Source organism: Mameliella sp. MMSF_3455, from assembly GCF_030733205.1.
Taxonomy (GTDB): Bacteria; Pseudomonadota; Alphaproteobacteria; order Rhodobacterales; family Rhodobacteraceae; genus Antarctobacter.
On sequence record NZ_JASHJL010000010.1, the window covers coordinates 1 to 23,510 of the forward strand.

Genomic DNA, 23,510 nt, shown 5'->3' on the forward strand with positions numbered 1-23,510 from the left:
GAGGAACGGGTGATCGGCAAGGAAGGAAAAGACGGATGAGCGCAACAATCATTGACGGCAAGGCTTTTGCGGCCACGGTCCGCGAGAAGGTGGCGGCGCATGTGGCGCGGCTGAAGGATGAAAACGGCATCACGCCCGGCCTGGCGGTGGTGCTGGTGGGAGAGGACCCGGCCAGCCAGGTCTACGTCCGCTCGAAGGGCAAGCAGACCGTCGAGACCGGCATGAACTCCTACGAGCACAAGCTGGAGGCCGACACCTCCGAGGCGGACCTTCTGGCGCTGATCGATAAGCTGAACAAGGACCCGGCGGTGCATGGCATCCTGGTGCAGCTGCCCTTGCCGAAACACCTCGACGAGGACCTGGTGATCAACGCGATCGACCCGGCCAAGGACGTGGACGGCTTTCACATTTCCAACGTCGGCCTGCTGGGCACGGGGCAGAAATCCATGGTGCCCTGCACGCCGCTGGGCTGCCTGATGATGCTGCGCGATCACCACGGCTCGCTGAGTGGCCTGGACGCGGTTGTGATCGGCCGGTCGAACATCGTCGGCAAGCCGATGGCGCAACTGCTGCTGGGCGACAGCTGCACGGTGACGATTGCCCACAGCCGCACCAAGGACCTGCCCGAGGTCGTGCGCCGCGCCGATATCGTCGTCGCCGCCGTGGGCCGCCCCGAGATGGTGCCCGGCGACTGGATCAAGCCGGGGGCCACGGTGATCGACGTGGGCATCAACCGTATCGACGCGCCGGAAAAGGGCACCAGGGAAGATGGCAGCGTCAAGACCCGCCTGGTCGGCGACGCGCACTACGAGAGCTGTGCCGCGGTGGCAGGGGCGATCACGCCGGTCCCCGGCGGCGTCGGCCCGATGACCATCGCCTGCCTGCTGGCCAACACGCTGACCGCCTGCTGCCGGGCCAACGGACTGGAAGAGCCGGAGGGGCTGACGGCATGATGTCGTCGGTCTGAAGCTGGATCGGCAGGGGCGCGTGTTTCGCGCCCCCGGCGGCTTATTTGTCCCGCCAGATATCGGCTTCAATGGAATTGGTTTTTTTCTGATGTTCCGGTATTACACGAATATTGCGCTGATCATCTCAATTTTTCGCGTATTTCAATGTATCTGTCAGATGCTCTGGCCAAGAGGTCTTATTTCTTTCTGTGCGCAATCTCTTATTGCTACGCCGAAGTGTTATTTGAATTTGATCAAGTGTGCCAATTCCGAAAGGTTGTGCCCCGGGTCTATTCGGGGCACAACGAAAAGGAATGAGTGCTTTCCTGATGTCTCTTAGAGCGTGTCGAACAGATCGACAGTCACGTCAAGACCGGTGCCGTTTTCGAGAGTCAGGTTGACCTGTGCGTCCAGGCCCAGTGTCTCGTCGATGTCGCTCAGCGTTTCGTAGAGATCGCCAAGCGGCAGGTCGAGACCGGGCAGAAGCGAAACGCCAACCAGGCCGTCGATATCGCCAGCATCGGAATCGGAGTTCACGAAGATCAAGGCGTCCGCAGTTCCCAGAGCATCGATCGCGGGCAGCAGCACGGTGCCGTCGCCCAGCAGGTCGGCCGCGAGGCTTTCCAGGTCAGCCAGTTGACCGTCGGTCAGACCGGAGAGACCGCCCAGTGCCGGATCGATCACGAAGGCCAGCGCTTCGACCGCGCCGTCAACAAGATCGGCGACGATGTTGCCGGCTTCATCGGTCAGCGGTCCAGCGAAGTTCACAACCGAAACAACCCCTTGGACGACCTCGCCCAAGATTGCGGTCACGGCGCTCAGGGCGGTTTCGACGCCGTTGTCACCCAGATCTCCGAGCACTTCGGTCACCGCACCGAGGAGGCCGGTCACATCGCCGAGAGCGCCGTCTACGAGATCGCTACCCGGCAGGCCGCCCAGTAGATCGCCGCCCAGCAGGCCGCCCAGAAGATCGCCGCCCAGCAGGCCGCCCAGAAGATCGCCGCCCAGGACGTCGCCGAGCAGATCGCCACCCAGCAGGTCGCCAAGGAGATCGCCGCCCAGCAGATCGCCGATCAGGTCACCTTCCAGCACGTCGCCGAGCAGGTCGCCGCCCAGCACGCCACTTAGAAGATCGCCGCCGAGAACGCCGCCAAGCAGGTCACCACCAAGAAGATCGCCCCCCAGCAGGTTGCCGATCAGGTTGCCGCCCAGCACGCCTTGCACGGTGCCAGATACGTGGCCAATCAGATCGCCGCTCAATGCGTCTCCCAGAAGATCGTCGCTGCCAAGTACGGCGCTGCTGATTTCGATCTCATCCAGAAGTCCGCCAATCAGACCACCATCACCAATTAAACTATCCAGAGCCATCGTTAATCCTCTACTTAAGGGGGAATCACGCACCCCCTGAGGTTGTGTAGCCAAGAAAGGTTAGTCTGTCATTAGCTTTTTGGTAACTTTTTATTAAAGCAGGGCATTGCATGGGGTGAGGTCCCGTATTTGTCCATGGAGAGCCTGTGTATTGCGCATCCGTTCAATTGGACGGTCTGGGGCCGTGGTGCTACCTTGCACTGACAGTTCCACAGGGGACGGAAAATCAGGAGGAGCAGGCATCATGCGGATCTTATTCACGGGCGGGGCGGGCAAGGCCGGACGCCACGTCGTTGCCTACCTGCTGGAACAGGGGCACCGGGTCCTGAACGTCGACCGGGTGCCACTGGCTCTTGAAGGCGTCGACAACCGCATCGCCGATATCACCGACGCGGGCCAGGTCTATGACGTCATGAGCAGTCTTGCCGGTCTCGACGAATTGGAGCCCGGGACCGGGGTGCCAAAATTCGACGCGGTGGTGCATTTCGCGGCCATCCCGCGCATCCTCGTGACTTCGGACAACGAATGCTATCGGGTCAACACGCTGGGCACCTACAACATCATCGACGCCGCGGTGAAATTCGGCATCCGCAAGATCGTCTTTGCCTCGTCCGAGACCACCTATGGCGTCTGTTTCGCCGATGGCGAGCGCAAGCCCGATTACCTGCCCATCGACGAGGATCACCCGACCGTGCCCGAGGACAGCTATGCCATGTCCAAGGTCTGCAACGAGGTCACCGCCCGCAGCTTTCAGGCACGCAGCGGTTTCGACATCTACGGCCTGCGGATCAACAACGTGATCGAGCCGCATGAATACGCCGAGAGTTTTCCGGCCTACATGGAGAAGCCGGAGGTGCGGCGGCGCAACATCTTTGCCTATATCGACACGCGCGATCTGGGGCAGATGGTCGACAGGTGCCTTGCGACCGACGGGTTGGGCTACGAGGTCTTCAACGTATCCAATGATGATCATTCCGTCGCGCTGACAACGCCGGAACTGATCGAGATGTTCTACGAGGGTGTGCCGGTCAAGGGTGCGTTGGGCGAGACCGAGACGTTGTACAGTAACCGCAAGGCCAAGGAGTTGCTGGGCTACCAGCCGCGCCACAGCTGGCGTGACGTGCTGGGATAAGGCTCACTCCTGTCGCAGCGGGACACGGACCATCGTCCCGGTCAGTCGGGCGATGTGCCGTTCCTCGGTACCGGTGACGGCAAAGACATCGGCCTGCGTGACCAGCATCCGTTTTCCGGGTTTTAACACGCTGCCACGCGCGACAAGTCGATCCCCGAAGCCGGGAGCAAGGTAGTGGATCGCCATCTCTGACGTGACCACGTCACTGTCTTCGTCCAGCAGGGTGACGGCGGCATAGCCGGCCGCGCTGTCGCCGATGGCAAAGGGCAGGGCGCCGTGCGCATATCCCTGTTGCTGTGACACCTCGGGCCGGATCGGCACCTCGATCTCGATTTCGCCGGGGGCGATGCGGGTCAAAGAGGCGCCGAGGGTGACAAGCATCCCCTGGCGATTGAAACTGGTGCGGATGCGGGTGTCTAGGGTCATGTCACGACTTGGCCATGCCGCGCAGGTGAGGGCAAGAGGGGTCAGCCGGCTCTGGCGCGCCGGGGCATCGGAATGGCCACAGGCCGGGGGCCGGTCAGGATGGCCTGTGCCGCCGGCCCCATCAGGTCGGACAGGACGGGTGCGTCGCAGTGCAGCCCGCCGGTGTAAGCCCCGTAGGCGGGCAGGATCAGGCGCGTGTCGTCGATCAGGAAACAGGGGCGGGTCACGCTGCGCCCCCTGAGGGACAGTCGCGCCTTGGGATGATAATGGCCCGAGACCTCTGCCCGCCCGTCCGCCGTGGCAATATGGCGAAAGGTCAGCGCGCCCTCGGTGTGTTCGGCCCGGTGCGCGCCCTTCAGTGTCACAGGGGCCGGATCGTGGTTGCCTGCGATCCAGATCCACTCTCGCCCGGCTTGCAGGCGTGTGATCCACAGAAGGTCCTCTTGCGGCAGCGCGGCCTCTATGCCCGGGGCATCAAAACTGTCACCCAGGCAGATGACCCTTTGGGCCTTGGTGGCGGAAAGATCATCACCCAGACGTTGCAGGGTTTCCCGCGTCTCGTAGGGCGGCAGCTGCGCGCCACCCACGGCGGACAGCCGGGCGGACTTGCCCAGATGCAGGTCGGAAACCACCAGTATCGCGGCCTCGGGCCAGTGCAGTGCCCCGGACGGCAGGGCCTGCAGGACGGCGTCATGAAAGGTGAAACCGTACGTGTTCATGGCTTGTTCTTGGCACGCCAAGGCGATGTCCGCAAGCGGGTGCACGGCTCGGGGGGCCATGCATGCGTCCAGGCACTGTGCAGGTCAGCCGGTCAGGACATTCCGGGCAACCCCCACCAGACAAGATCTTTCGTCAGATCGGCCAGCGCCGGAAACTTGCCCTGATCGATTTATCAAACGCTCGACCTTCATGGATGCAAAGCGCGGGTATCGGACCGCCTTGCTTGTAGCGCCTACCAGGGCACCCGCCAGGCCGGTTTCGTCTCGACCTGCGCAAGGCCGCTTTCGTTCAGCAGGCGGGTGACCTCTTCTTCCATCAATCGTTCGTCCGCCAGCCCGTTGACCGGGACTCGCCCGGGTTCAAGGAAAAGCGGCGCGGCCAGCGGCGTGATGCGGGAAAGGCGCAGATGATCGATGCGGTCGCCGACGCGCTCGGACATCTCGCGGATGCGGGCGAAATCGACCAGACCGCGCATGGCCTCTTCTCGGGTGATCTGCATCAGCAGGTGGTCGGGGTCGTATTTCAGCAGCGTGTCATAAAGGATGTCCGAGGACATGGTAGCCTGCCGCCCGGTCTTGCGCTGGCCGCCCACCTGCCGTTCGATCAGCCCGGCGATGGTGGCACTGGCGCGAAAGGTGCGTTTCATCACCGCGTTGCCCGCCAACCAGGTGTCCAGCCCGTTTTCCAGCGCCTCCAGATCAAACAGCGGCGCGGGGTCCGTCACCGCGTCCAACCCCCAGATCAGCGTCGCGTAATCGGTGCTGACGAACCCCATCGGGGCCAATCCCATCTCCTCCATCCGCTTGGTCAGCAACAGGCCCAGCGTCTGCTGCGCGTTGCGGCCCGCAAATCCATAGACCACCAGTTGCTGCCGCCCGTCATGAGGAAAGCTCTCGACCAGCAGGCGGCCGGGTTCGGGCAGGTGCGACACCTCGCGTTGCAGGTGCAGCCAATCGCGGGTGTGGGGCGGCAGATCGGGCCAGTCGTCGGCACGGAACATGCGCAGGATCCGGTCACTGAGCTGCGTGGAGGTCGAGAATTTCGTACCCATGAAAGTGGCGATCTTGGGCTTGCGCCCGGGATCGCGCGTCACCTCGACCACCAGTTCGCGCAGCCCCTCGTAGCGGACGATCTGGCCGCCGATCAGGAAGGTGTCGCCCTTTGTCAGCGAGGCGGCAAAGCCTTCTTCGACCTCGCCCAGAGGTGCGCCGCCGCGACCGCGCCATTTCACCTTGAGCGTGTCGGTGTCCTGTATCGTGCCGATATTCTGGCGGATGCGGGTGGCAGAACGCGGGTCGCGCAACTGCCAGAGCCCGTCGGGCCGCTGTTGCAGGCGCTGCCACTGGTCATAGGCGCGCAGCGCGTAGCCGCCGGTGGCGCAGAAATCCAGACAAGCGTCGAATTGCGTGCGGGTCAGACCAGCATAGGCCCCGGCGCCGCGCATTTCCTCATACAGCGCGTCCGCGTCGAAGGGGCCAGAGGCAGCAGCGATCAGGATATGCTGGCAGAGCACATCGCGCGGACCCGGTCCGCGCGGATCTCCGTCCAGATCGTGTTCCTTGACCGCCTCCAGCGCGGCAAGGCATTCGACCACCTCGAAACGGTTGGCGGGGACAAGGATCGCCTTGGACGGCGCGTTGTAGCGGTGATTGGCCCGCCCGATCCTCTGTACAAGTCGTTTGACGTTCTTCGGTGCGCCGACCTGGATCACGAGATCCACGTCGCCCCAGTCGATGCCAAGGTCCAGCGACCCTGTGCAGACGATGGCGCGCAGGTCGCCGCGCACCATGGCAGCCTCGACCTTCTCGCGCTGACCGCGGTCGAGCGAGCCGTGGTGGATGCCGATGGGCAGGGCGTCCTCGTTGGCGAGCCAGAGGTTGTGGAAATAGATCTCTGCCTGGGCGCGGGTGTTGTGAAAGATCAGCGTGGTGTTGTGGCGTTTGACCTGTTCCAGAACGGCGGGGATGGAGTAGGCCGCACCGCCTCCGGCCCAGGGCGGGGCCTGATCGGTGACCAGCATGGAAATATCCGGGTCCGGCCCGGGATCGGCCTGCAGGATCTCGCAGGGCTGATCGCCGTGCGCCATGAGCCGCGCAATGGCCTCTGGGTCCTCGACCGTGGCCGAGAGGCCGACGCGGCGCAGGCCGGGGCAGAGCGCCTGAAGCCGTGCCAGCGCCAGCATCAACTGGTCGCCGCGTTTGGATTCCGCAAGCGCGTGGATTTCATCGACCACCACCCGTTGCAGCCCGGCGAACATGCGCGGCGCGTCCTCGTAAGAGGTGAGCAGGGCAAGGCTTTCGGGCGTGGTCAGCAGGATATGGGGCGGGTCGGCGCGCTGGCGTTTCTTGCGGCTGGCGGGCGTGTCGCCGGTACGGTCCTCGACCCGGATGGGCAGGCCCGCCTCTTCGATGGGGATCAGCAGGTTGCGCCGGATGTCGGCGGCCAGCGCCTTGAGCGGCGAGATATAGAGCGTGTGCAACCCGTTTCGCGAGGCATCGGCAAGTTCGGAAAGCGTGGGCAGGAACCCGGCCAGCGTCTTGCCGCCGCCGGTGGGGGCAATCAGCAGCAGCGCCGGGTCAGCGGCACGTTCCAACATGGCGCGCTGGTGCGGATGGATCTGCCATCCGCGCGCGTCGAACCAGCTTTTCAGACTGTCGGGTAGCCGTGTCATGGTCGAGAGATAACCCGCTCCATCGGAAAGCAACAGCGCTCGCACAGACCGTCGCACGCCTCTTTCCTTTCCCCTCGCGCTCGGTTTCACTGCGTGCGGGGAGGATCACCATGCTGAACGGCATTCGCATCATCGAGTTCGAGGCGCTGGGGCCGGGGCCCTTCTCCGCCATGCACCTGGCGGACCTTGGTGCGGAGGTGATCGTAGTACAGCGCAAGGCCGGGGGCGCAAACCCGGCCAAGGGTGCCAGCCGCCTGCTGGACAGGGGCAAGCGGTCCATCGCGCTGGATCTCAAGGAGGCGGGTGATCTGGGCATTGCGCACGCGCTGATCCGATCCGCGGACGGGCTGATCGAAGGTTTGCGCCCGGGCGTGATGGAGCGGTTGGGGTTGGGGCCCGAAGAGGCGCAAGCGCGCAATCCACGACTGGTCTACGGGCGCATGACGGGCTGGGGACAGGACGGGCCGCGCGCGGCGCTTGCCGGGCACGACCTGAATTACCTCGGCCTGTCCGGGGCCCTTTTCTACGCCGGCTTGCCGGGACAGGTGCCCGGCGTGCCGCCGACGATGCTGGGCGATATTGGTGCCGGTGCATTGTACCTGACCGTTGGGATGCTGGCCGGGCTGTTGCAGGCGCGGGAAACGGGGCGCGGAACGGTTGTCGATGCCGCCATCGTCGACGGGGCGCAGCATATGATGGCGCTGTTGCGGTCGATGGGGTCGGGGTTCGACACGGGCGTACGGGGGCGATCCTTGCTGGACGGGCCGCATTGGTCGCGATGCTATGCCTGTTCCTGCGGCGGGCATGTGGCCCTGCAATGCCTGGAGCCGAAATTCCATGCCCTGTTCCTGGAACGGATGGGCCTGGCAGAGGATCCCGATTTCGCGGAGCAGTTCGACCCTGACCTTTGGCCGGTGCAGGGCGCCCGGCTGGAACGGATCTTTGCCACGCAGCCGCGTGACCACTGGGCAGCGTTGTTCAAGGACAGCGATGCCTGTCTTGCGCCAGTCCTGTCCCCGGACGAGGCGGCCCGTGATCCGCACATGACGGCGCGCGGGCATGGGCCGGGCAGCGCTCTGCCGGCGCCGCGTTTCGATGGTGGGGTCCGGGCGACAGGTCCTGCGCCGGAACCGGGGCAGGACGGGGCGGCGATCCTCGATGAGTTGCGGGAAAGGGGCCTGTTGTGAACGAAGCCGAGACATTCGCGGCCCTGTTGAAGGCGCGCTATTCCTGCCGGGCTTATCGGCCCGACCCGGTCCCGCGTGAGGTGATCGAAAGCGCTTTGCGCGACGCACAGCAGGTGCCCAGCTGGAACAACGTGCAGCCCTGGCAGGTGATCGCCCTGAAGGCGCCGGAAACCGCTGCATTCGCCGAGGCCTTCTATGCCCATGTGGAAACCGGACAGCGGCAAAGCGACATCCCCTTTCCGTTGCGGTACGAAGGCATCTACCAGGAGCGGCGGCGGAGTTGCGGTTGGCAGCTGTATGGCGCGTTGGGAATCCAGAAGGGCGACCGAGAGGCCTCGGGCAGGCAGATGCGCGAGAATTTCCGCCTCTTCGGGGCGCCCCATTGCCTGCTGATCACCGCGCCCAAGGACCTTGGCACCTATGGCGTGCTTGATTGCGGGGCCTATGTCACGGCGGTCATGCTGGCATTGCAGGCCCGCGGGCTGGCCAGTATCGCGATGGCGGCGGTGGCCAGCTTTTCGCCATTCGTGCGCGACCGCTACGAAATCGCCGAGGATCGCGACCTGGTCTGCGCGATTGCCTTTGGCCATGCCGATCCGGATCATCCGGCCAATTCCTATCGCACCGAACGGGCCGACCTGTCAGAGGTCGTGGATTGGCGTTGAAAGCGAAAGCAGGGGGCAGACCATGCGCAGCAGCAAGACGATACACGTCATCTCGGCCCATGCCGAGGGCGAGGTGGGCGACGTGATCGTTGGCGGTGTCGCGCCGCCGCCGGGAGAGACGCTCTGGGAGCAAAGCCGGTGGATCGCGCGGGACGGCGCCTTGCGGGATTTCGTTCTGAACGAGCCGCGCGGGGGCGTCTTTCGGCACGTCAACCTGCTGGTGCCGCCGAAACACCCGGATGCGGATGCGGCTTTCATCATCATGGAGCCGGAGGACACGCCACCGATGTCCGGCTCCAATTCGATCTGTGTGTCGACCGTCCTGCTGGACGGTGGCATCCTGCCGATGCAGGAACCGGTGACCGAATTCACTCTGGAGGCACCGGGCGGCCTCGTTCGGGTGCGGGCAGAGTGTCGCGACGGAAAGGCGCAGCGGATCCATGTCCGCAACCTGCCCAGTTTCGCGCAGAAACTGGCGGCCGCGCTGGAGGTCGAAGGGCTGGGCAGGCTGACCGTGGACACGGCATTCGGCGGTGACAGTTTCGTCATCGTGGATGCGCAGGCGCTGGGACTGGAACTGGTGCCCGACGAGGCGCACGAGATCGCCCGGACAGGCGCGCGGATCGCCCGGGCGGCCACGGAACAGCTGGGCTTTCACCATCCGACGAACCCGGACTGGCGGCATATCTCCTTCTGCCTCTTTGCCGGTCCGCTGGAACGCGGACCCGAAGGTTTGCGCGCAAGGGCGGCGGTGGCGATCCAGCCGGGCAAGGTCGATCGTTCGCCCACGGGCACGGCGCTGTCCGCGCGCATGGCAGTCCTGCATGCGCGCGGCGACATGGCCGAAGGAGAGACATTGACCGCGACCTCGCTGATCGGCTCGACCTTCTCGGGACGCATTGCCGGGACGGGTTCGGTGGGCGATTTGCCCGCCATTTGGCCCGAGATCAGCGGGCGCGGCTGGATCACCGGCATTCATCAGCACATGCTGGACCCGGATGATCCCTGGCCGCGCGGCTATCGTCTGAGCGATACCTGGGGCGCGCGCTAAGTGGCTTCTTCCAGCCGGTCCGTCGCTGGCGGCGGCGTTGGGCTGAGGGCCGAAATGCGGGCATAAAGCGCTTCATCCATCTGGTAGGTCATGCCTGCCAGCGAGGACTGCAACTGGGCCGCGTTGCGCGCAGACAGGATCGGCGTCGGTCCGGACGGATGGGCGGCCACCCAGGCCACGGCCAGCGTGGCCGCCTCGGTGCCCAGTTCAGCAGCAATCTCGGCCAGGGCCACGGCCGCCTGGTGCATCTCGGGGCGGGCATAGCGGTTGGCGTAGCGGTCGTCCTCGGACAGGCGGCCACCGCCACCACGGGCATACTTGCCGGTCAGCAAGCCACCGCCCAGCGGCGAATAGGGCACTGGCCTGATGTCCTCTGCGGCGCACATGGGCAGGATTTCCACCTCGGCCTGGCGTTTCACGAGGTTGTACATGGGTTGCAGCACGTCGATCCGGGTGTCGAAACGCGCGGCCACTGCCTGGGCCTTCATCACCTGCCAGGCGGCATAGTTGGACACGCCGATATGGCGGATGGTTCCGGCCTGCTGCAGTTCTGCGAGCGTCTCGAAACTCTCTTCGAGCGGGGTGTCGTCGTCCCAGCGATGCAGGTAGAAAAGGTCGATCACCTCCATGTTCAGGCGCTTGCGGCTTTCGTCCAGAGAGGTCCGGATGTTGTCACGGCCGGCGCCGCCGGGGAAATTCGCCTTGGTGGCGATGAACAGATCCTCGCGCGCGTCGGCGGCGAACTGGCCCAGCAGGCGCTCCGAGGCGCCGTCGGTATAGACATAGGCGGTGTCGAAATGGGCGATGCCCGCTGCGCGGCAGGCGTCGAACATGGCGCGGCTGTCGGCCTCGGAGGCACGGCCCCCGAACTGCATGCAGCCAAAGGCAAAGCGGGCGGGCGTAGCGCCCGAAAGGGTGGTCAGTGTCATGCCGGCAACCTGCCACGCGGCATCCCAAAGGCAAAGCGGTTTCAGGGGGTATTGGCGGCAAGCGTCCATCCGCCAGCGATCCTCAGCAACGGTCGCGGGGGGATGCCGGCTCGACAGACTCGCGGGGGCCTGCCATGCTGTCCGTAAAAGGAGCCATGCCTATGCGCCTGCTGCCCCGACTGGCCGGCGCGGCCTGTCTGGCCGCTGCAACCTCTGCGCCATTGGCGACGGGCGCCGGCGAAAGTTGCACCGAAGATGCGATGATCGTCTTCGACGGCTCCGGCAGCATGGCAGAAATCGGCTACAATGCCATCGGCGTGCCGCGCATCTCCGAGGCACGGATGGCGATGCGCCGGGTGATCCCCTCTGTCGCGGCGGCGCGTCGGCTGGGGCTGGTGATCTACGGCCCGGCCGGGGACCGCACCTGCGCCAACACGGATCTGCGGTTTCCGCCGCAATGGCAGGCAGGTCCGCGGATCCTGGCGGATGTCGATGCGCTGCGGCCCGCCGGGGGCACCTCGCTTACCGAAAGCGTCCGGCGTGCGGCAGAGGCGCTGGATTATCTCAATCGGCCCGGGACCGTGGTGCTGGTGACGGACGGCAAGGAAACCTGCGGCGGGGCGCCGTGTAGCCTCGCCGCCGAGATCGCTGCAATGGCGCCGGAGCTGACCGTGCATGTGATCGGGTTCAAGGTGCGGAGCGATCATTTCGACTGGTCCAACACGAACGATCAGGTGGCCACCACCATCGCGCGCTGCCTCGCTGACCGGACCGGCGGGCGCTATGTCCGCGCCGAGAACGTGGACGAACTGATCGGGGCGCTGCGGGTGACGCTGGGCTGCAACGTGCTGGGCGCGCGTTCGTTCGGGCCCCGAAGCGTCAACTAGGCGTTTCGTGCGGCTTGCTCCCCCCGGCGTGGTCGCAACACAACATGTTCAATTAGTTCGGATTTCGCCCTTTCTCCGAAGGTCTTGCCGTTCCTAGGGTGCAGGAACGACATGAGGGAGACTGGATTTGTTGAAGACTCTTGGGCGTTCGGCTCTGGCGCTTTGCATTGCGGCAGGGCCGGTTTTTGCAGGTGAGATTAGTGAAGTCGGTGATTTTGACAGTGAATGCACTTACAAGTTCACCGGACAGGTGGAACCGGGTGATGCGGCAAAGGTCAAGGCGTTGAACACCTTTGGCGCTGGTGGTGCATCGTTGTGCCTGGACAGCCCCGGCGGGTCGTTGTCCGAGGGCATCGCCATGTTCGACGTGATCTGGAACAAGCAGATGCATACCCGTGTGATCGCCGGCGATCGCTGCGAGTCCGCCTGCGCGCTGGCCTGGCTGGGCGGCGGAGTGTCTGAAGGGACGCTGGCGATCAATTTCCCCTCGCGCAGTATTCAACCGGGCGCGGTATTGGGGTTTCACGCGCCCAGCCTGAACCTGCCGCCGGACAACAATTATCCAGCCGGCCAGGTCGAGGATGCATTTGGCATTGCATTGAAAGCGGCCGAAGGGCTCTTCGACATCAAGCTGACCACGCAGGACGACGCGGATGCGTTGAACGACTATCTCTATGCGCGCACCCTGGAAACGCCGGGGTACGACATGTACCATATTGATACGGTGGGCGACGCGTTGTTGGCCAATGTGCAGGTGTCTGCGGCGCGCGCGCCCGAAACGCTGACGCGGGCGAATATCCTGGCGCTGTGCGAAAATGCGTTCCTGATGGAGCAGGGGGTGCTGATCGACCCGTGGGACGCCGAGGAGGAAATGACGGATGCCGCCAGCCACCTGCGGTATCTGCGCGGGCGTACCGTGGAAGGGGAGCGTGTCGGCTATATCAATGAAGAGGTCTGGGCGGTGCGGATGTATTACTTTCGCCGGTCTGGCCACACCTGCCTCATCAGCGACAAAACCTTCGGGAGCTACATTTCAGAGGCAAAAAAGTACAACCAACGGAACGATCTCTATCCCAATGGGCGGGTTTATCAGCCGGAAATCTGGGTCCGGATCGAGACATTCGACTTTCTCATGATGGAAGATGCCGAAGAAACCTGGGAGGCGCTGGAGCAGAAGTTGGCGAGCGAACATTCCGAGGGCACGACCCGAAGCATCAAGGTGCCGTTCTACGCGCTCTACGACGCCGAGACCCCGTTGCGGGACTTGCAGGCGAAGTGAGCCCGGAGGCTGATAGAAATGGAAAAGGCCCCGACGGTTCGGGGCCTTTCTTTTTTTTGGGGTAGGACACTTGCCGCTTACTGCGGGATCTCGGCGTCGATGCCTTCGACGTAAAAATCCATGCCCAGCAGGGTGCCGTCATCGGCCACTTCGCCCTCGGCCAGCCAGGGCGTGCCGTCGGCCTTGTTCAGCGGGCCGGTGAAGGGGTGGTAGTCGCCCGCGGCGATCGCGTCCTTCAGGGCCAGCGCCTCGGCCTTGACCTCTGCCGGGACAGCGTCGGTGATCTCGCCGATGCCGACCATGCCCGGGCCGATGCCGTCCCATGTCTCGGTGCTGGTCCATGTCCCGTCCATGACCGCCTGAACGCGATCGATGTAGTAGGGGGCCCAGTCGTCGATGATCGACGAAACACGCGGGAAGGGGGCGTAGTCCGCCATGTCCGAGGCCTGACCGAAGGTGACCACATCGCCCGCCTCGGCCGCCGCCGCATGCGGCGCGGTGGAGTCGGTGTGCTGCAGGATCACGTCGGCGCCGTTCTCGATCAGGGCGCGGGCGGCGTCCGCCTCTTTCGCCGGGTCGAACCAGGTGTAGGCCCAGATGATCGAGAACTCGACATCCGGGTTCACCTTCTTCGCGTGGATATAGGCCGAGTTGATGCCGCGGATGACCTCGGGGATCGGGTAGGATGCGATGTAGCCGATCTTGTTGGTCTTGGTCATCGAGCCGGCGATATGGCCCTGGATGGCGCGACCTTCGTAGAAGCGGGCCGAGTAGACGCTGACGTTGTCTGCGGTCTTGTAGCCGGTGGCGTGCTCGAACTTCACGTTCGGGAATTTCTCGGCCACGGCGATGGTCGGGTCCATGTAGCCGAAGGAGGTGGTGAAGATGATGTCGGCGCCGCTGAGAGCCATCTGGGTGATCGCGCGTTCGGCATCGGCGCCTTCGGGCACGCTTTCCTGGTAGATGGTCTTCACCTTGTCGCCAAAGTGCTCTTCGACCTTCTGCCGGGCCTGATCGTGTTCGTAGGTCCAGCCACCGTCGCCCACCGGACCGACGTAGATGAAGCCGGCGGTCACGTCCTGCGCAGCGGCGGCAGAGCCGAAGCCGAGCGTCAGCGCAACCGCTGCGGTGGAAAGAAGGGTTCTTCTGTTCATGTGTGTCCCCTGTTGGTTGATGTCTTTGCCTCAGCTCGAGGCGTGGAAAGGCCGGCCCAGCGAGGCGGGCGCGGCATGCGCGCCGCGGGCCGAGATGATCACGAGCACGAGGATCGTGACAAGATAGGGCGAGGCCGACAAGAGCGCGACCGGCACGGCGGCGCCCGCCGCCTGCAGGTTCAGTTGCAGCACCGTGACCCCGCCAAACAGATAAGCCCCGATGGCCACGCGCCCCGGTCGCCAACTGGCGAAGACGACGATGGCCAGAGCGATCCAGCCGGCGCCGGCGGTCATGCCCTCGGTCCATTGCGGGACGCGCACCAGGCTAAGGTAGGCGCCGCCAAGGCCCGCGCAGGCACCGCCAAAGAGGATCGCCATGAGGCGGATGATGACCACCTTGTAGCCAAGCGCATGGGCGCTGTCGTGGCTTTCACCGACCGCGCGCAGGATCAGCCCGGCGCGGGTGTATTTCAGGAAGCCCCAGACCGCGACCACCAGAGCGAGGCTGAAATAGACCATCATGTCATGGCTGAAGAGCATCCTCCCCAGAACCGGGATGTCCGATAGCAGGGGAATGTCGAGCTTTGGCAGGGTTGGGCTCTTGATGCCCTCGTAGGGTTTGCCGATCAGGCTGGACAGGCCAAGACCCACCAGCGTCAGGCCAAGCCCGGTGGCAACCTGGTTCGACAGCAGGAACTGCGTCAGCAGGCCGAACGAGAGCGCAAGCAGCGCCGAGGCCAGTGCAGCGGCAACAAACCCCAGCGCAGGCGAAGTGGAATTGACCGCCACGGCAAATCCCACCACGGCGCCGGTGATCATCATTCCCTCGACGCCCAGGTTCAGCACGCCGGATTTCTCGACCACCATCTCACCGATGGCAGCCAGCAGGATGGGCGTGGCCGAAACCATGATGGAGGCCACGAGGAGGATGGGATTGATGCTGCTCAGGTCCATGCAATCTCCTGTTCCGGAAAATTCTTACTCTCATCTTGTTTCAGGCGCCGCGCTAGGTTTGTTATAAAGACGTGCGCAATACTGAAGGCCAGATGCCGCACGGTTGCAATGAATCGTACCGAATTGGGATTGCCTATATGAAATTCGCTGCCTTTACTCTCTTGGCTTCGGTCGTCCTTGCCCAGCCGGCTCTTGCCGATCCGGGTGGATGCGTTTCGATCGAAAACGACCTCGATCGGCTTTCCTGCTATGACAAGGCCCTCGGTCGAGATGCAACCGTTCAGGATCTGCCGAAAGAAAACGGCAAATGGCAGGTTCAGACGGAGAAGTCGGATTTCAAGGATACGACCGACGTCTATATGACGGTCCGTTCCGAAGAACCATTGACCTGCAATCGGTTTGGGCCGTCGCGCCCTGCAACGCTGATGGTTCGCTGTCTTGAGAATACCACTAGCCTCATCATTCATACCGATTGCCATTTGGCATCCGGCTTTCAGGGCTACGGCAAGGTCGAATACCGGGTGGATGACCGTCCGGCAAAGTCCAGGAATTTCGACGCGAGCACTGACAATAGCGCGCTGGGCCTCTGGAGTGGCGGTCGTTCCATTCCCTTGGTCAAAGAGTTCTTTGGCGGCCATTCGTTGCTTGTCCGGTTTACTCCGTTCAGTCAAAGCCCAGTAACCGCCAAGTTCGATATCACGGGGTTGGAGGATTCGATTGACGAATTGAGGAGCTCTTGTAGCTGGTAGGTTCATTTTGACTTGGGCGAGACCTGTCATGCCACCTCCCTCTTGGCCCAGCGCAGGCGGAAGTTGGTGAAGACGTCCATGGCCAGCAGGAAGAACAGCAGCATCCCCTGGAACAGCTGGATCGAGGCACCGGGCAGGCCCAGCATCAGTTGCGCCAGCTCGCCGCCGATATAGGTCAGCGCCATGAGAAGCCCCGCCAACAGGATACCGATAGGGTGTAGCCGGCCGAGAAAGGCCACGATGATCGCGGTGAACCCGTAGCCCGAGCCGAAATCGATGCTGATCTGGCCCGCGGGGCCGGTGACCTCGAACAGCCCTGCCATGCCGGCCAGCGCGCCCGACATGCCGAGGCAGATCAGGATGATGCGCGCCGGGTTGACGCCGGAAAAGCGGGCCGCGCGCGGCGCCTCGCCGGTCAGGCGGATGTTGAAGCCCAGCATGTGCCGGGTCAGCAGGACATAAGCGCCGATCACCGCGATGAAGGCAAAGACGACGCCCCAATGCATGCCGGTGTTGGCGATCAGGTCGCTGTTATGCGCCGCGTCCCATTGCTTGAAATTGCGCGATCCGGGAAAGCCGCGCCCCTCGGGATTGCGCAACAGGCCGGTGGAAACGGAGCCGAGGATGGTTTCGGCCACATAGACCAGCATCAGGGAGACAAGGATCTCGTTGGTGCCGAACTTCGTTTTCAGGATGGCCGGGATCATCGCCCAGGCCCAGCCGCCAAGCGCGCCCGCGACGATCATGATCGGGAAGATCAGGACACTTTCAGCGGGGTAGAAGGCAAGCCCGGCAGCGGCGCCGCAGATGGCGCCCATGATGTATTGACCTTCGGCGCCGATGTTCCAAATCCCGGCGCGAAAGCCGATGCTGAGGCCGATGGCGATCAGGATCAGCGGCCCCGCCTTGACCAGCAGCTGTGGCCGCGTGAACCCGGCGAATTGCGCGTTGAACAGAGGATCCCAGAAAATCGTGCGGATCGCCTCGACCGGGTTGGCGCCGAGGAAGGCAAAGAGCACGCCGCCGACGAGCATTGTCAGCAGCACCGCCAGCACCGGGGTCAGGTAGGTCCAGAGCTTCGAAGGTTGGGGGCGTTTTTCAAGCCGGATCATGGGCGTGTCCCCCCTTGGCCGGCGGCCTCACTCGTCCACATGGGCCACCTCCATGTCATGCGCGCCGCCCATCATCAGGCCGATCTGTTCGATATCCAGGCTGGCGACCGGACGTGTGGGGGACAGTCTCCCTTCGTTCAGGGCGCCGAACCGGTCCGAGACCTCCATCAGCTCGTCAAGATCCTGGCTGATGACCACGACGGCGCCGCCCTTGGCGGCCAGGTCCAGGATCGACTGCCGGATAAAGGCCGCCGCCGCCGCGTCCACGCCCCATGTGGGCTGGTTCAACACCAGCACGCGCGGGCCTTGCAGGATCTCGCGGCCGACGACGAATTTCTGCAGGTTGCCCCCCGAAAGCGCCCGCGCCGCCGTGCCCGACCCCGGCGTGCGCACGTCGAAATGACCGATCACCTCCTCGGCGAACTGTCGGGCCTTGCCCCAGGAGATGAAACCGTTCTTCAGCATTCTCTCGCGCCGCGCCGCCGTCAGCACACCGTTTTCGACCAGGCTCATGTCCGGGGCCGCCGCGTGGCCCAACCGTTCCTCCGGCCCTGACAGCACGCCAAGATCGCGGCGCGCGACAGGGCCGGCCCGGCTGATGTCCTTGCCTTCCAGAATGATGGACCCGGCTGGGGCCATGCGTTCGCCGGACAGTGTTGCCAGCAGTTCGTCCTGCCCGTTGCCCGCGACCCCGCCGATGCCCAGCACTTCGCCCGCGCGCACCTCGAAACTGACCTCGCGCAGCGGCGTGCCAAAGGCACCGGGCGCAGGCAGGGACAACTCGTTCACCGCAAGCAGCACCTCGCCGGTCTTGCCGCCCCTGGCTTCGGGCGTCGCGAAACTGGCGCCTACCATCATCTCGGCCAGGTTCCGGGCCGAGGTCTCTGCCGGCGTGCAGGTGGCCACCTTCTTGCCCAGCCGCAGGATCGTGGCCGTGTCGCAAAGCGCGCGGATTTCTTCCAGCTTGTGCGAGATATAGAGGATCGAGGTGCCCTCGGCCTTGAGCTTGCGCAGGGTCTCGAACAGGATCTCGACCTCCTGCGGGGTCAGGACGCTGGTCGGTTCGTCCATGATGAGCAGCCGGGGATTCTGCAGCAGGCAGCGGATGATCTCCACCCGCTGCCGTTCACCCGCCGACAGCGTGCCGACGGTGCGCGTGGGGTCCAGCGGCAGCCCGTAGGTCTCGGACACCTCGCGGATCTGGCGGGCAAGGTCGGACATGGGCGGCGGCGTTTCCATCCCCAGCGCCACGTTTTCGGCAACGTCCAGTGCATCAAAGAGCGAGAAGTGCTGGAACACCATCGCGATACCGGCCTGCCGCGCCTCCGAGGGTTTCGACGGCTTGTAAGGCGTGCCGTCCAGCAGCATCTGCCCCTTGTCCGGCGCGTTCAGCCCGTAGATCATCTTGACCAGCGTCGATTTGCCGGCGCCGTTCTCACCCAACAGCGCGTGGATCTCGCCCCGCCCGATGTCGAAGGTCACGTCGTCGTTGGCGATCACGCCCGGGTAGATCTTGGTCAGGCCCTGGAGACTGAGGAGTGTGTCGGCCACGCGTGGTCCCTCTCTTGCTGCCAGTTGAGTAGCTGCGTCACCGTGCCTATGGCAATGGCCTGCGGATGTTTGCCAAGCGCTTTGTGCCCGATTGGACAGCAGATGGCGTCGATTTGGGCGGGTTTGTGGCCAAGCGCCTGCAATCGCTTGCGGAAACGGGCCCATTTCGTGTCCGATCCGATCAGTCCGCAAAAGGCGAATCCATGCGACAGCGCCGCGTGGCAAAGGGCCAGGTCGATCTCGTGGCTGTAGGTCAGGATCAGGTGGGCGGCGTCTTGGGGCACGCGTGGCATGGCCCGTTCCGGCGCCGGGGCGGGCAGGGCGGTGACGCCCTCGGAAATGGTATCGGGAAACCGCTCCGGCCCGGTGTCGACCCAGGTCACCGCCACGTCCGGCAGCGGCGCAAGGACCGAGACCAGCGCGCGGCCGACGTGGCCCGCGCCCCAGATCCAGACCGGCAAGGCCGGGCGGCGGACCGGTTCCACCATCCAGCCTTGCAGGAACTGTGGTCTGGGCGCCTCGCCCCTTGCCCTGGCCCGGTCGATCACCCGGCGCACCGCCAGCGGCATATCCCCGGCCCCGCGCGCGATCACGTCGCGCCCCTCGAGACCGGTCAGGGCCTGCGCATCATAGTGCTCGGTCAGCAGGGTCACAGCCCCGCCGCAGCATTGACCCAGCTCCGGCCCCAGCGGATGCCGCGTCAGTCCTGCGTGGTTCAGCGCAGATCGGGCGGCCATCAGTTCCAGCGCCCCGCCGCCGATGGTGCCGTCTTGCCCGCCGCTCCAAACCAGCATGGCGGCGCCAACCTCGCGCGGGGCAGAGCCCGCAACCTCGGCGACAACGACCCGGGCGACACGCCCGTGTCGCTCGACCGCGCGGCGAAGGGGGGCGAGGTCGAAACTCATCCCTGCACCCGTGCAATCGCTGCCAGCACCCGTTCCGGCGTTGCAGGGGCGTCCAGCGCCGGATAGCCCGGCCCACAGGCCGCCACGGCGTCCGATAGTGCCATCAGTGCCGAAATCCCCAGCATGAAAGGCGGCTCGCCCACCGCCTTGGAGCGATAGACCGTCTCCTCGCGGTTCTCACCATCCCAGAGCGCGACGTTGAACACCTCTGGCGCATCTGAACAGGCCGGGATCTTGTAGGTCGAGGGGGCATGGGTGCGCAGCCGTCCCTCTGCGTCCCAGACAAGTTCTTCGGTCGTCAGCCAGCCCGCGCCCTGTACGAAACCGCCCTCGACCTGGCCGATGTCGATGGCCGGGTTCAAAGAGGCGCCCGCGTCATGCAGGATGTCGGTGCGCAGCATCCGGTTTTCGCCGGTCAGCGTGTCGATGACCACCTCGGTGCAGGCGGCGCCGTGGGCAAAGTAGAAGAACGGCCGCCCTTCGCCCTTCATTCGGTCCCAGGAAAGTTTCGGCGTCTTGTAGAACCCTGTGGCCGACAGGCTGACCCGGCCCGCGTAGCAAAAGGCCGCGGCCTCGGCAAAGCTCATCTCCTGTGCGCCAGCCTGCACCCGACCATCCCGGAACAGGACCTCGTCAGGTCGGCACTGGTGCAGTTGCGCCAGGTGCTCCGCCATGCGGGCGCGTATCGTCTCGCAGGCAACCTTGACCGCCGCCCCGTTCAGGTCCGACCCCGATGAGGCAGCAGTGGCCGAGGTATTGGGCACCTTCGCGGTATCCGTCGCGGTGATGCGCACCCGCTCTTGCGGCACGCCAAAGGTCGAAGCCGCCACCTGCGCCACCTTCTGGAACAGCCCCTGTCCCATTTCGGTTCCGCCGTGGTTCATGGCGATGGAGCCGTCCTGGTAGACATGCACCAGTGCGCCCGCCTGGTTGAGATGCGTGAGCGTAAAGGAGATGCCGAATTTTACCGGCGTAAGGGCAAGACCCTTCTTCAGGATCGGGTTGGCGGCGTTCCACTCTGCCACGGCGGCCCGCCGCGCCGCGTAGTCGCAAGAGGCCTCCAGCGCCTCGGTCATCTCGTGCAGGATGAAATCCTCGACCGTCTGGCCGTAAGGCGTGACATTCCTGGGCTTCTTCTCTGCAGAAATACTCCGGGGGGGGCTTGCCTCCGGCAAGCGGGGGGCAGCGCCCCCCACCATCGGGTCGTAGTAATTCGCCTTCCGCACCGCCAGCGGATCGCGACCAAGCGCATGCGCGACGTGATCCATGACGCGTTCGATCCCCACCATGCCCTGCGGGCCGCCAAAGCCGCGATAGGCGGTGGCGCTGCACATGTTCGTGCGCAGGCGGTGGCTCTCGATCCGCACGGAGGGCAGGAAATAGGCGTTGTCCGCGTGCAGCATGGCGCGATCCGCCACCGGCAGGGACAGGTCCTGCGACCACCCGCAGCGGGTGTATTGCTGGAACGCGATCCCTTGCACCACGCCCTGTGCATCGACGCCCACGCGGTAGTCGATGCGGAAATCATGCCGCTTGCCGGTGATCACCATGTCATCGTCGCGGTCATAGCGCATCTTGGCGGGGTGTCCGGTGGCCGCGGCCACCACCGCGCAGGCCACGGCCAGTGCGTTGCCCTGGCTTTCCTTGCCGCCGAAGCCGCCGCCCATGCGCCGCGTCTCGACGCGGACGTTGTGCATCTGCAGGCCCAGGGCATCGGCCACCTTGTGCTGGATCTCGGTCGGGTGCTGGGTCGAGGAATGCACCAGCATGTCGCCGTCTTCCTGCGGAAAGACCAAGGCGGCCTGACCTTCGAGGTAGAAATGCTCCTGCCCGCCCATCTCGATCCGGCCTTCGATGACATGCGGCGCGCTGTCGATGGCGGCCTCCACGTCGCCGCGCGCCCAGATGCGCGGGCCTTCCTCGAACCGGCTGTCGGCAGCCAGGGCCTCTTCGATGGTCAGGATCGGGCGGGTGGCCTCGGTCTCGATCCGCGCCTTTGCGACGGCGCGGCGCGCCGCGAGGTGGCTTTCCGCAGCGACGAGGAAGACCGGCTGACCCTGGTAGTGCAGGCTGCCGTCCGACAGCAGCGGTTCGTCATGCAGCGAGGGCGAGCAGTCGCATTCCGACGGCAGGTCGTCGTAGGTCCAGACGCCCAAGACACCTGGCGCGGCGCGCACCGCGTCGAGGTCGAGCGCGGTCAACCGCCCGGCAGCGATGGGCGAAAGGCCAAAGGCGAGGTGCAGGCAGTTGGCGGGCGTCGGGATGTCGTCGACATAGCGCGCCTCGCCGGTCACATGCAGCGGCGCGGCGTCATGGGGGAGGGGTTTCGCGACGCTCATGGCTGTACTTCCAGCACGTTCGTGGCCCGACCCATGCCCTCTGCCCAGTAGCGGCGGAGCATGTTGCGCGCGGCGGTCAGGCGATAGTCGGCGCTGGCGCGCATGTCGCTCATGGGGGCAAAGTCCTTGGCCCAGGCGGCGGCGGTGGCATCAATCGTGGCTTCCGTCCAGGGCTGTCCGATCAGCGCGGCCTCTACATGGGGTGCGCGCTTGGGGATGCCGGCCATGCCGCCAAAGGCGATGCGGGCGCCGGTCACGATGCCGTCCTCCACGGCCAGGTTGAAGGCGCCGCAGACCGCCGAGATGTCCTGGTCAAAGCGCTTGGACAGTTTGTAGACGCGCAAGGAGGTCAGGGCCTTTGGAACGGTCACTGCCTCGACGAACTCGCCGGGGGCACGGTCTAGCCTGCCGTAGTCCAGAAAGAAATCCTCCAGCGGCAACGCACGCCGGGCATCGCCGCGGCGCAGATGCAGTGTCGCGCCCGCGGCGATCAGCGCGGGCGGGTTGTCCCCGATGGGCGAGCCGTTGGCGATGTTGCCGCCGATGGTGGCGGCGTTGCGCACCTGGGTCGATCCATAGCGGCGGATCATCTCGGCATAGCTGGGGCACAGAGGTGTCATCAGCGCGTGCACCCGGTCCATCGTGACCCCGGCACCGATGCGATAGCCGCTCTCGGTCTCTTCGATCTCTTGCAGGTCGGCGCAGCGGTTCAGGAAAATCACCGTATCGAGGTCGCGCAGCTGTTTCGTCACCCAAAGGCCGACGTCCGTCGCCCCGGCGACCAGGGTTGCCTGGGGATGCTCTGCGTAGAGCCGCGCGAGCTCATCGGTGGTCCGGGGGGCGTGGCAGGTAGGCGAGGGGCTGTCCGCCAGTTCCGGGCCGCGGAACGCCTGATCGGCGCTAAGCCAGTCGGGCACTGGTTGTCCTTCCGCTGCACGGGCGGCGCGCAGGATCGGCGCATAGCCTGTACACCGGCACAGATTGCCGGCCAGGGCATCCTTGTGCCCGGTGTCGCCGTTCAGATGCGCCGTCGCCATCGAAACCGCGAAACCGGGGGTGCAGAAACCACACTGGCTGCCGTGACAATCCACCAGCGCCTGTTGCACCGGATGCAGAGTTCCATCCGGGCCGGAGAGTCCTTCGACCGTGCGCACGGCCTTGCCGTGCAGTTGCGGCAGGAAAAGGATGCAGGCGTTCAGGGCACGGGCGCCGCGCTCGTCCGTCACCATGACGGTGCAGGCGCCGCAGTCGCCCTCGTTGCAGCCTTCCTTGGTGCCGGTCATGCCGCGCCTCTCGCGCAGCCAGTCAAGCAGCGTTTCGGTGGGTGACACCTCAGCCAGCTCGACGCTCTCTCCATTGAGAAGAAAGGCGATGTTCATCAGGTTGTGACCCGCCGCCTTACCGAATCCCCTGCGGTATTCCGCAGGGTGCGCGCCCTCGATGCGGCGTAGAAAGCGCGCCCTTGTCCCAGTTATCGGCCGTCA

General features: G+C 65.0%; 20 protein-coding genes. 8 read left to right on the forward strand and 12 right to left on the reverse strand.

Annotation, left to right across the window (positions count from 1 at the left end; all coding sequences use genetic code 11):
• Positions 1-35: 35 nt before the first annotated feature.
• Entirely contained in the window at positions 36-953 is a 918-nt protein-coding gene (gene folD / locus RBB42_RS09310) for a bifunctional methylenetetrahydrofolate dehydrogenase/methenyltetrahydrofolate cyclohydrolase FolD (RefSeq protein WP_306043369.1), read from the forward strand.
• 330 nt (positions 954-1,283) lie between these two features.
• Here the strand turns inward: folD and RBB42_RS09315 are convergent, their stop codons facing one another.
• The gene (locus tag RBB42_RS09315) at positions 1,284-2,315 is read right to left on the reverse strand and encodes a hypothetical protein (protein ID WP_305969649.1); all 1,032 of its coding nucleotides are present in this window, start codon (positions 2,313-2,315) and stop codon (positions 1,284-1,286) included.
• Positions 2,316-2,559: 244 nt separating this feature from the next.
• Between RBB42_RS09315 and RBB42_RS09320 the strand changes: the two genes are divergently transcribed.
• Positions 2,560-3,447 carry an NAD-dependent epimerase/dehydratase family protein gene (locus tag RBB42_RS09320; protein WP_305969648.1) on the forward strand — a complete coding sequence of 296 codons (888 nt, stop codon included), beginning with the start codon at positions 2,560-2,562 and terminating at the stop codon, positions 3,445-3,447.
• A 3-nt stretch (positions 3,448-3,450) separates the two neighbouring features.
• Here the strand turns inward: RBB42_RS09320 and RBB42_RS09325 are convergent, their stop codons facing one another.
• The 3 genes from RBB42_RS09325 to RBB42_RS09335 form a co-directional block, all read right to left on the reverse strand.
• Complete coding sequence (locus RBB42_RS09325) at positions 3,451-3,873, reverse strand: PaaI family thioesterase (protein WP_305969647.1); 423 nt, start codon at positions 3,871-3,873, stop codon at positions 3,451-3,453.
• 41 nt (positions 3,874-3,914) lie between these two features.
• Entirely contained in the window at positions 3,915-4,592 is a 678-nt protein-coding gene (pdeM, locus tag RBB42_RS09330; protein ID WP_305969646.1) for a ligase-associated DNA damage response endonuclease PdeM, read from the reverse strand.
• A 233-nt stretch (positions 4,593-4,825) separates the two neighbouring features.
• Positions 4,826-7,264 (reverse strand): ligase-associated DNA damage response DEXH box helicase, encoded by a 2,439-nt coding sequence (locus RBB42_RS09335; protein WP_305969645.1) that lies wholly within the window; start codon positions 7,262-7,264, stop codon positions 4,826-4,828.
• 110 nt (positions 7,265-7,374) lie between these two features.
• Between RBB42_RS09335 and RBB42_RS09340 the strand changes: the two genes are divergently transcribed.
• Genes RBB42_RS09340 through RBB42_RS09350 form a run of 3 tightly spaced genes read left to right on the forward strand, consistent with a single transcriptional unit; the run spans position 7,375 to position 10,167 of the window.
• A complete protein-coding gene (locus RBB42_RS09340) occupies positions 7,375-8,451 on the forward strand; it encodes a CaiB/BaiF CoA transferase family protein (protein ID WP_305969644.1) in 1,077 nt (358 codons plus the stop codon).
• Positions 8,448-9,116 carry a nitroreductase gene (locus RBB42_RS09345; protein ID WP_305969643.1) on the forward strand — a complete coding sequence of 223 codons (669 nt, stop codon included), beginning with the start codon at positions 8,448-8,450 and terminating at the stop codon, positions 9,114-9,116. The genes RBB42_RS09340 and RBB42_RS09345 overlap by 4 nt, the downstream gene beginning before the upstream one ends.
• Before the next feature lie 22 nt (positions 9,117-9,138).
• Complete coding sequence (locus RBB42_RS09350) at positions 9,139-10,167, forward strand: trans-3-hydroxy-L-proline dehydratase (RefSeq protein ID WP_305969642.1); 1,029 nt, start codon at positions 9,139-9,141, stop codon at positions 10,165-10,167.
• On the opposite strand, the gene RBB42_RS09355 is transcribed toward RBB42_RS09350, so the two are convergent.
• Positions 10,164-11,096, reverse strand: coding sequence for an aldo/keto reductase (locus RBB42_RS09355; protein WP_305969641.1), 933 nt, complete (start codon positions 11,094-11,096; stop codon positions 10,164-10,166). The genes RBB42_RS09350 and RBB42_RS09355 overlap by 4 nt on opposite strands.
• Before the next feature lie 161 nt (positions 11,097-11,257).
• Here RBB42_RS09355 and RBB42_RS09360 point away from each other — a divergent pair, with 161 nt between their 5' ends.
• Positions 11,258-11,983, forward strand: coding sequence for a vWA domain-containing protein (locus RBB42_RS09360; protein WP_305969640.1), 726 nt, complete (start codon positions 11,258-11,260; stop codon positions 11,981-11,983).
• 358 nt (positions 11,984-12,341) lie between these two features.
• Positions 12,342-13,262, forward strand: coding sequence for a hypothetical protein (locus RBB42_RS09365; protein WP_305969639.1), 921 nt, complete (start codon positions 12,342-12,344; stop codon positions 13,260-13,262).
• Positions 13,263-13,339: 77 nt separating this feature from the next.
• On the opposite strand, the gene RBB42_RS09370 is transcribed toward RBB42_RS09365, so the two are convergent.
• Positions 13,340-14,416, reverse strand: a complete 1,077-nt coding sequence (locus RBB42_RS09370; RefSeq protein WP_305969638.1) for a BMP family ABC transporter substrate-binding protein — start codon at positions 14,414-14,416, stop codon at positions 13,340-13,342.
• 30 nt (positions 14,417-14,446) lie between these two features.
• Complete coding sequence (locus tag RBB42_RS09375) at positions 14,447-15,370, reverse strand: ABC transporter permease (protein WP_305969637.1); 924 nt, start codon at positions 15,368-15,370, stop codon at positions 14,447-14,449.
• Positions 15,371-15,507: 137 nt separating this feature from the next.
• Between RBB42_RS09375 and RBB42_RS28100 the strand changes: the two genes are divergently transcribed.
• Positions 15,508-16,119, forward strand: a complete 612-nt coding sequence (locus RBB42_RS28100) for a type VI secretion system-associated protein TagO (RefSeq protein ID WP_371931733.1) — start codon at positions 15,508-15,510, stop codon at positions 16,117-16,119.
• 26 nt (positions 16,120-16,145) lie between these two features.
• Here RBB42_RS28100 and RBB42_RS09385 read toward each other — a convergent pair whose 3' ends face one another.
• From RBB42_RS09385 to xdhA, 5 genes are read right to left on the reverse strand one after another with little or no spacing between them, the layout of a single operon-like run.
• Positions 16,146-17,231, reverse strand: a complete 1,086-nt coding sequence (locus tag RBB42_RS09385) for an ABC transporter permease (protein ID WP_305969635.1) — start codon at positions 17,229-17,231, stop codon at positions 16,146-16,148.
• A gap of 27 nt (positions 17,232-17,258) precedes the next feature.
• Positions 17,259-18,782 (reverse strand): ABC transporter ATP-binding protein, encoded by a 1,524-nt coding sequence (locus RBB42_RS09390; RefSeq protein WP_305969634.1) that lies wholly within the window; start codon positions 18,780-18,782, stop codon positions 17,259-17,261.
• Positions 18,749-19,687, reverse strand: a complete 939-nt coding sequence (gene xdhC / locus RBB42_RS09395; RefSeq protein WP_305969633.1) for a xanthine dehydrogenase accessory protein XdhC — start codon at positions 19,685-19,687, stop codon at positions 18,749-18,751. Before xdhC ends, RBB42_RS09390 begins: the two co-directional genes overlap by 34 nt.
• Positions 19,684-22,026 carry a xanthine dehydrogenase molybdopterin binding subunit gene (xdhB, locus tag RBB42_RS09400; RefSeq protein WP_305969632.1) on the reverse strand — a complete coding sequence of 781 codons (2,343 nt, stop codon included), beginning with the start codon at positions 22,024-22,026 and terminating at the stop codon, positions 19,684-19,686. The genes xdhC and xdhB overlap by 4 nt, the downstream gene beginning before the upstream one ends.
• A complete protein-coding gene (gene xdhA / locus RBB42_RS09405; protein ID WP_305969631.1) occupies positions 22,023-23,405 on the reverse strand; it encodes a xanthine dehydrogenase small subunit in 1,383 nt (460 codons plus the stop codon). Before xdhA ends, xdhB begins: the two co-directional genes overlap by 4 nt.
• Positions 23,406-23,510 lie beyond the last annotated feature (105 nt).

Coding starts and splice junctions, on each gene's coding strand:
- folD (WP_306043369.1), top strand. CDS start 36: ATGAGCGCAACAATCATTGACGGCAAGGCTTTTGCGGCCACGGTCCGC.
- RBB42_RS09315 (WP_305969649.1), bottom strand. CDS start 2,315: ATGGCTCTGGATAGTTTAATTGGTGATGGTGGTCTGATTGGCGGACTT.
- RBB42_RS09320 (WP_305969648.1), top strand. CDS start 2,560: ATGCGGATCTTATTCACGGGCGGGGCGGGCAAGGCCGGACGCCACGTC.
- RBB42_RS09325 (WP_305969647.1), bottom strand. CDS start 3,873: ATGACCCTAGACACCCGCATCCGCACCAGTTTCAATCGCCAGGGGATG.
- pdeM (WP_305969646.1), bottom strand. CDS start 4,592: ATGAACACGTACGGTTTCACCTTTCATGACGCCGTCCTGCAGGCCCTG.
- RBB42_RS09335 (WP_305969645.1), bottom strand. CDS start 7,264: ATGACACGGCTACCCGACAGTCTGAAAAGCTGGTTCGACGCGCGCGGA.
- RBB42_RS09340 (WP_305969644.1), top strand. CDS start 7,375: ATGCTGAACGGCATTCGCATCATCGAGTTCGAGGCGCTGGGGCCGGGG.
- RBB42_RS09350 (WP_305969642.1), top strand. CDS start 9,139: ATGCGCAGCAGCAAGACGATACACGTCATCTCGGCCCATGCCGAGGGC.
- RBB42_RS09355 (WP_305969641.1), bottom strand. CDS start 11,096: ATGACACTGACCACCCTTTCGGGCGCTACGCCCGCCCGCTTTGCCTTT.
- RBB42_RS09360 (WP_305969640.1), top strand. CDS start 11,258: ATGCGCCTGCTGCCCCGACTGGCCGGCGCGGCCTGTCTGGCCGCTGCA.
- RBB42_RS09365 (WP_305969639.1), top strand. CDS start 12,342: ATGTTCGACGTGATCTGGAACAAGCAGATGCATACCCGTGTGATCGCC.
- RBB42_RS09370 (WP_305969638.1), bottom strand. CDS start 14,416: ATGAACAGAAGAACCCTTCTTTCCACCGCAGCGGTTGCGCTGACGCTC.
- RBB42_RS09375 (WP_305969637.1), bottom strand. CDS start 15,370: ATGGACCTGAGCAGCATCAATCCCATCCTCCTCGTGGCCTCCATCATG.
- RBB42_RS28100 (WP_371931733.1), top strand. CDS start 15,508: ATGAAATTCGCTGCCTTTACTCTCTTGGCTTCGGTCGTCCTTGCCCAG.
- RBB42_RS09385 (WP_305969635.1), bottom strand. CDS start 17,231: ATGATCCGGCTTGAAAAACGCCCCCAACCTTCGAAGCTCTGGACCTAC.
- xdhC (WP_305969633.1), bottom strand. CDS start 19,687: ATGAGTTTCGACCTCGCCCCCCTTCGCCGCGCGGTCGAGCGACACGGG.
- xdhB (WP_305969632.1), bottom strand. CDS start 22,026: ATGAGCGTCGCGAAACCCCTCCCCCATGACGCCGCGCCGCTGCATGTG.
- xdhA (WP_305969631.1), bottom strand. CDS start 23,405: ATGAACATCGCCTTTCTTCTCAATGGAGAGAGCGTCGAGCTGGCTGAG.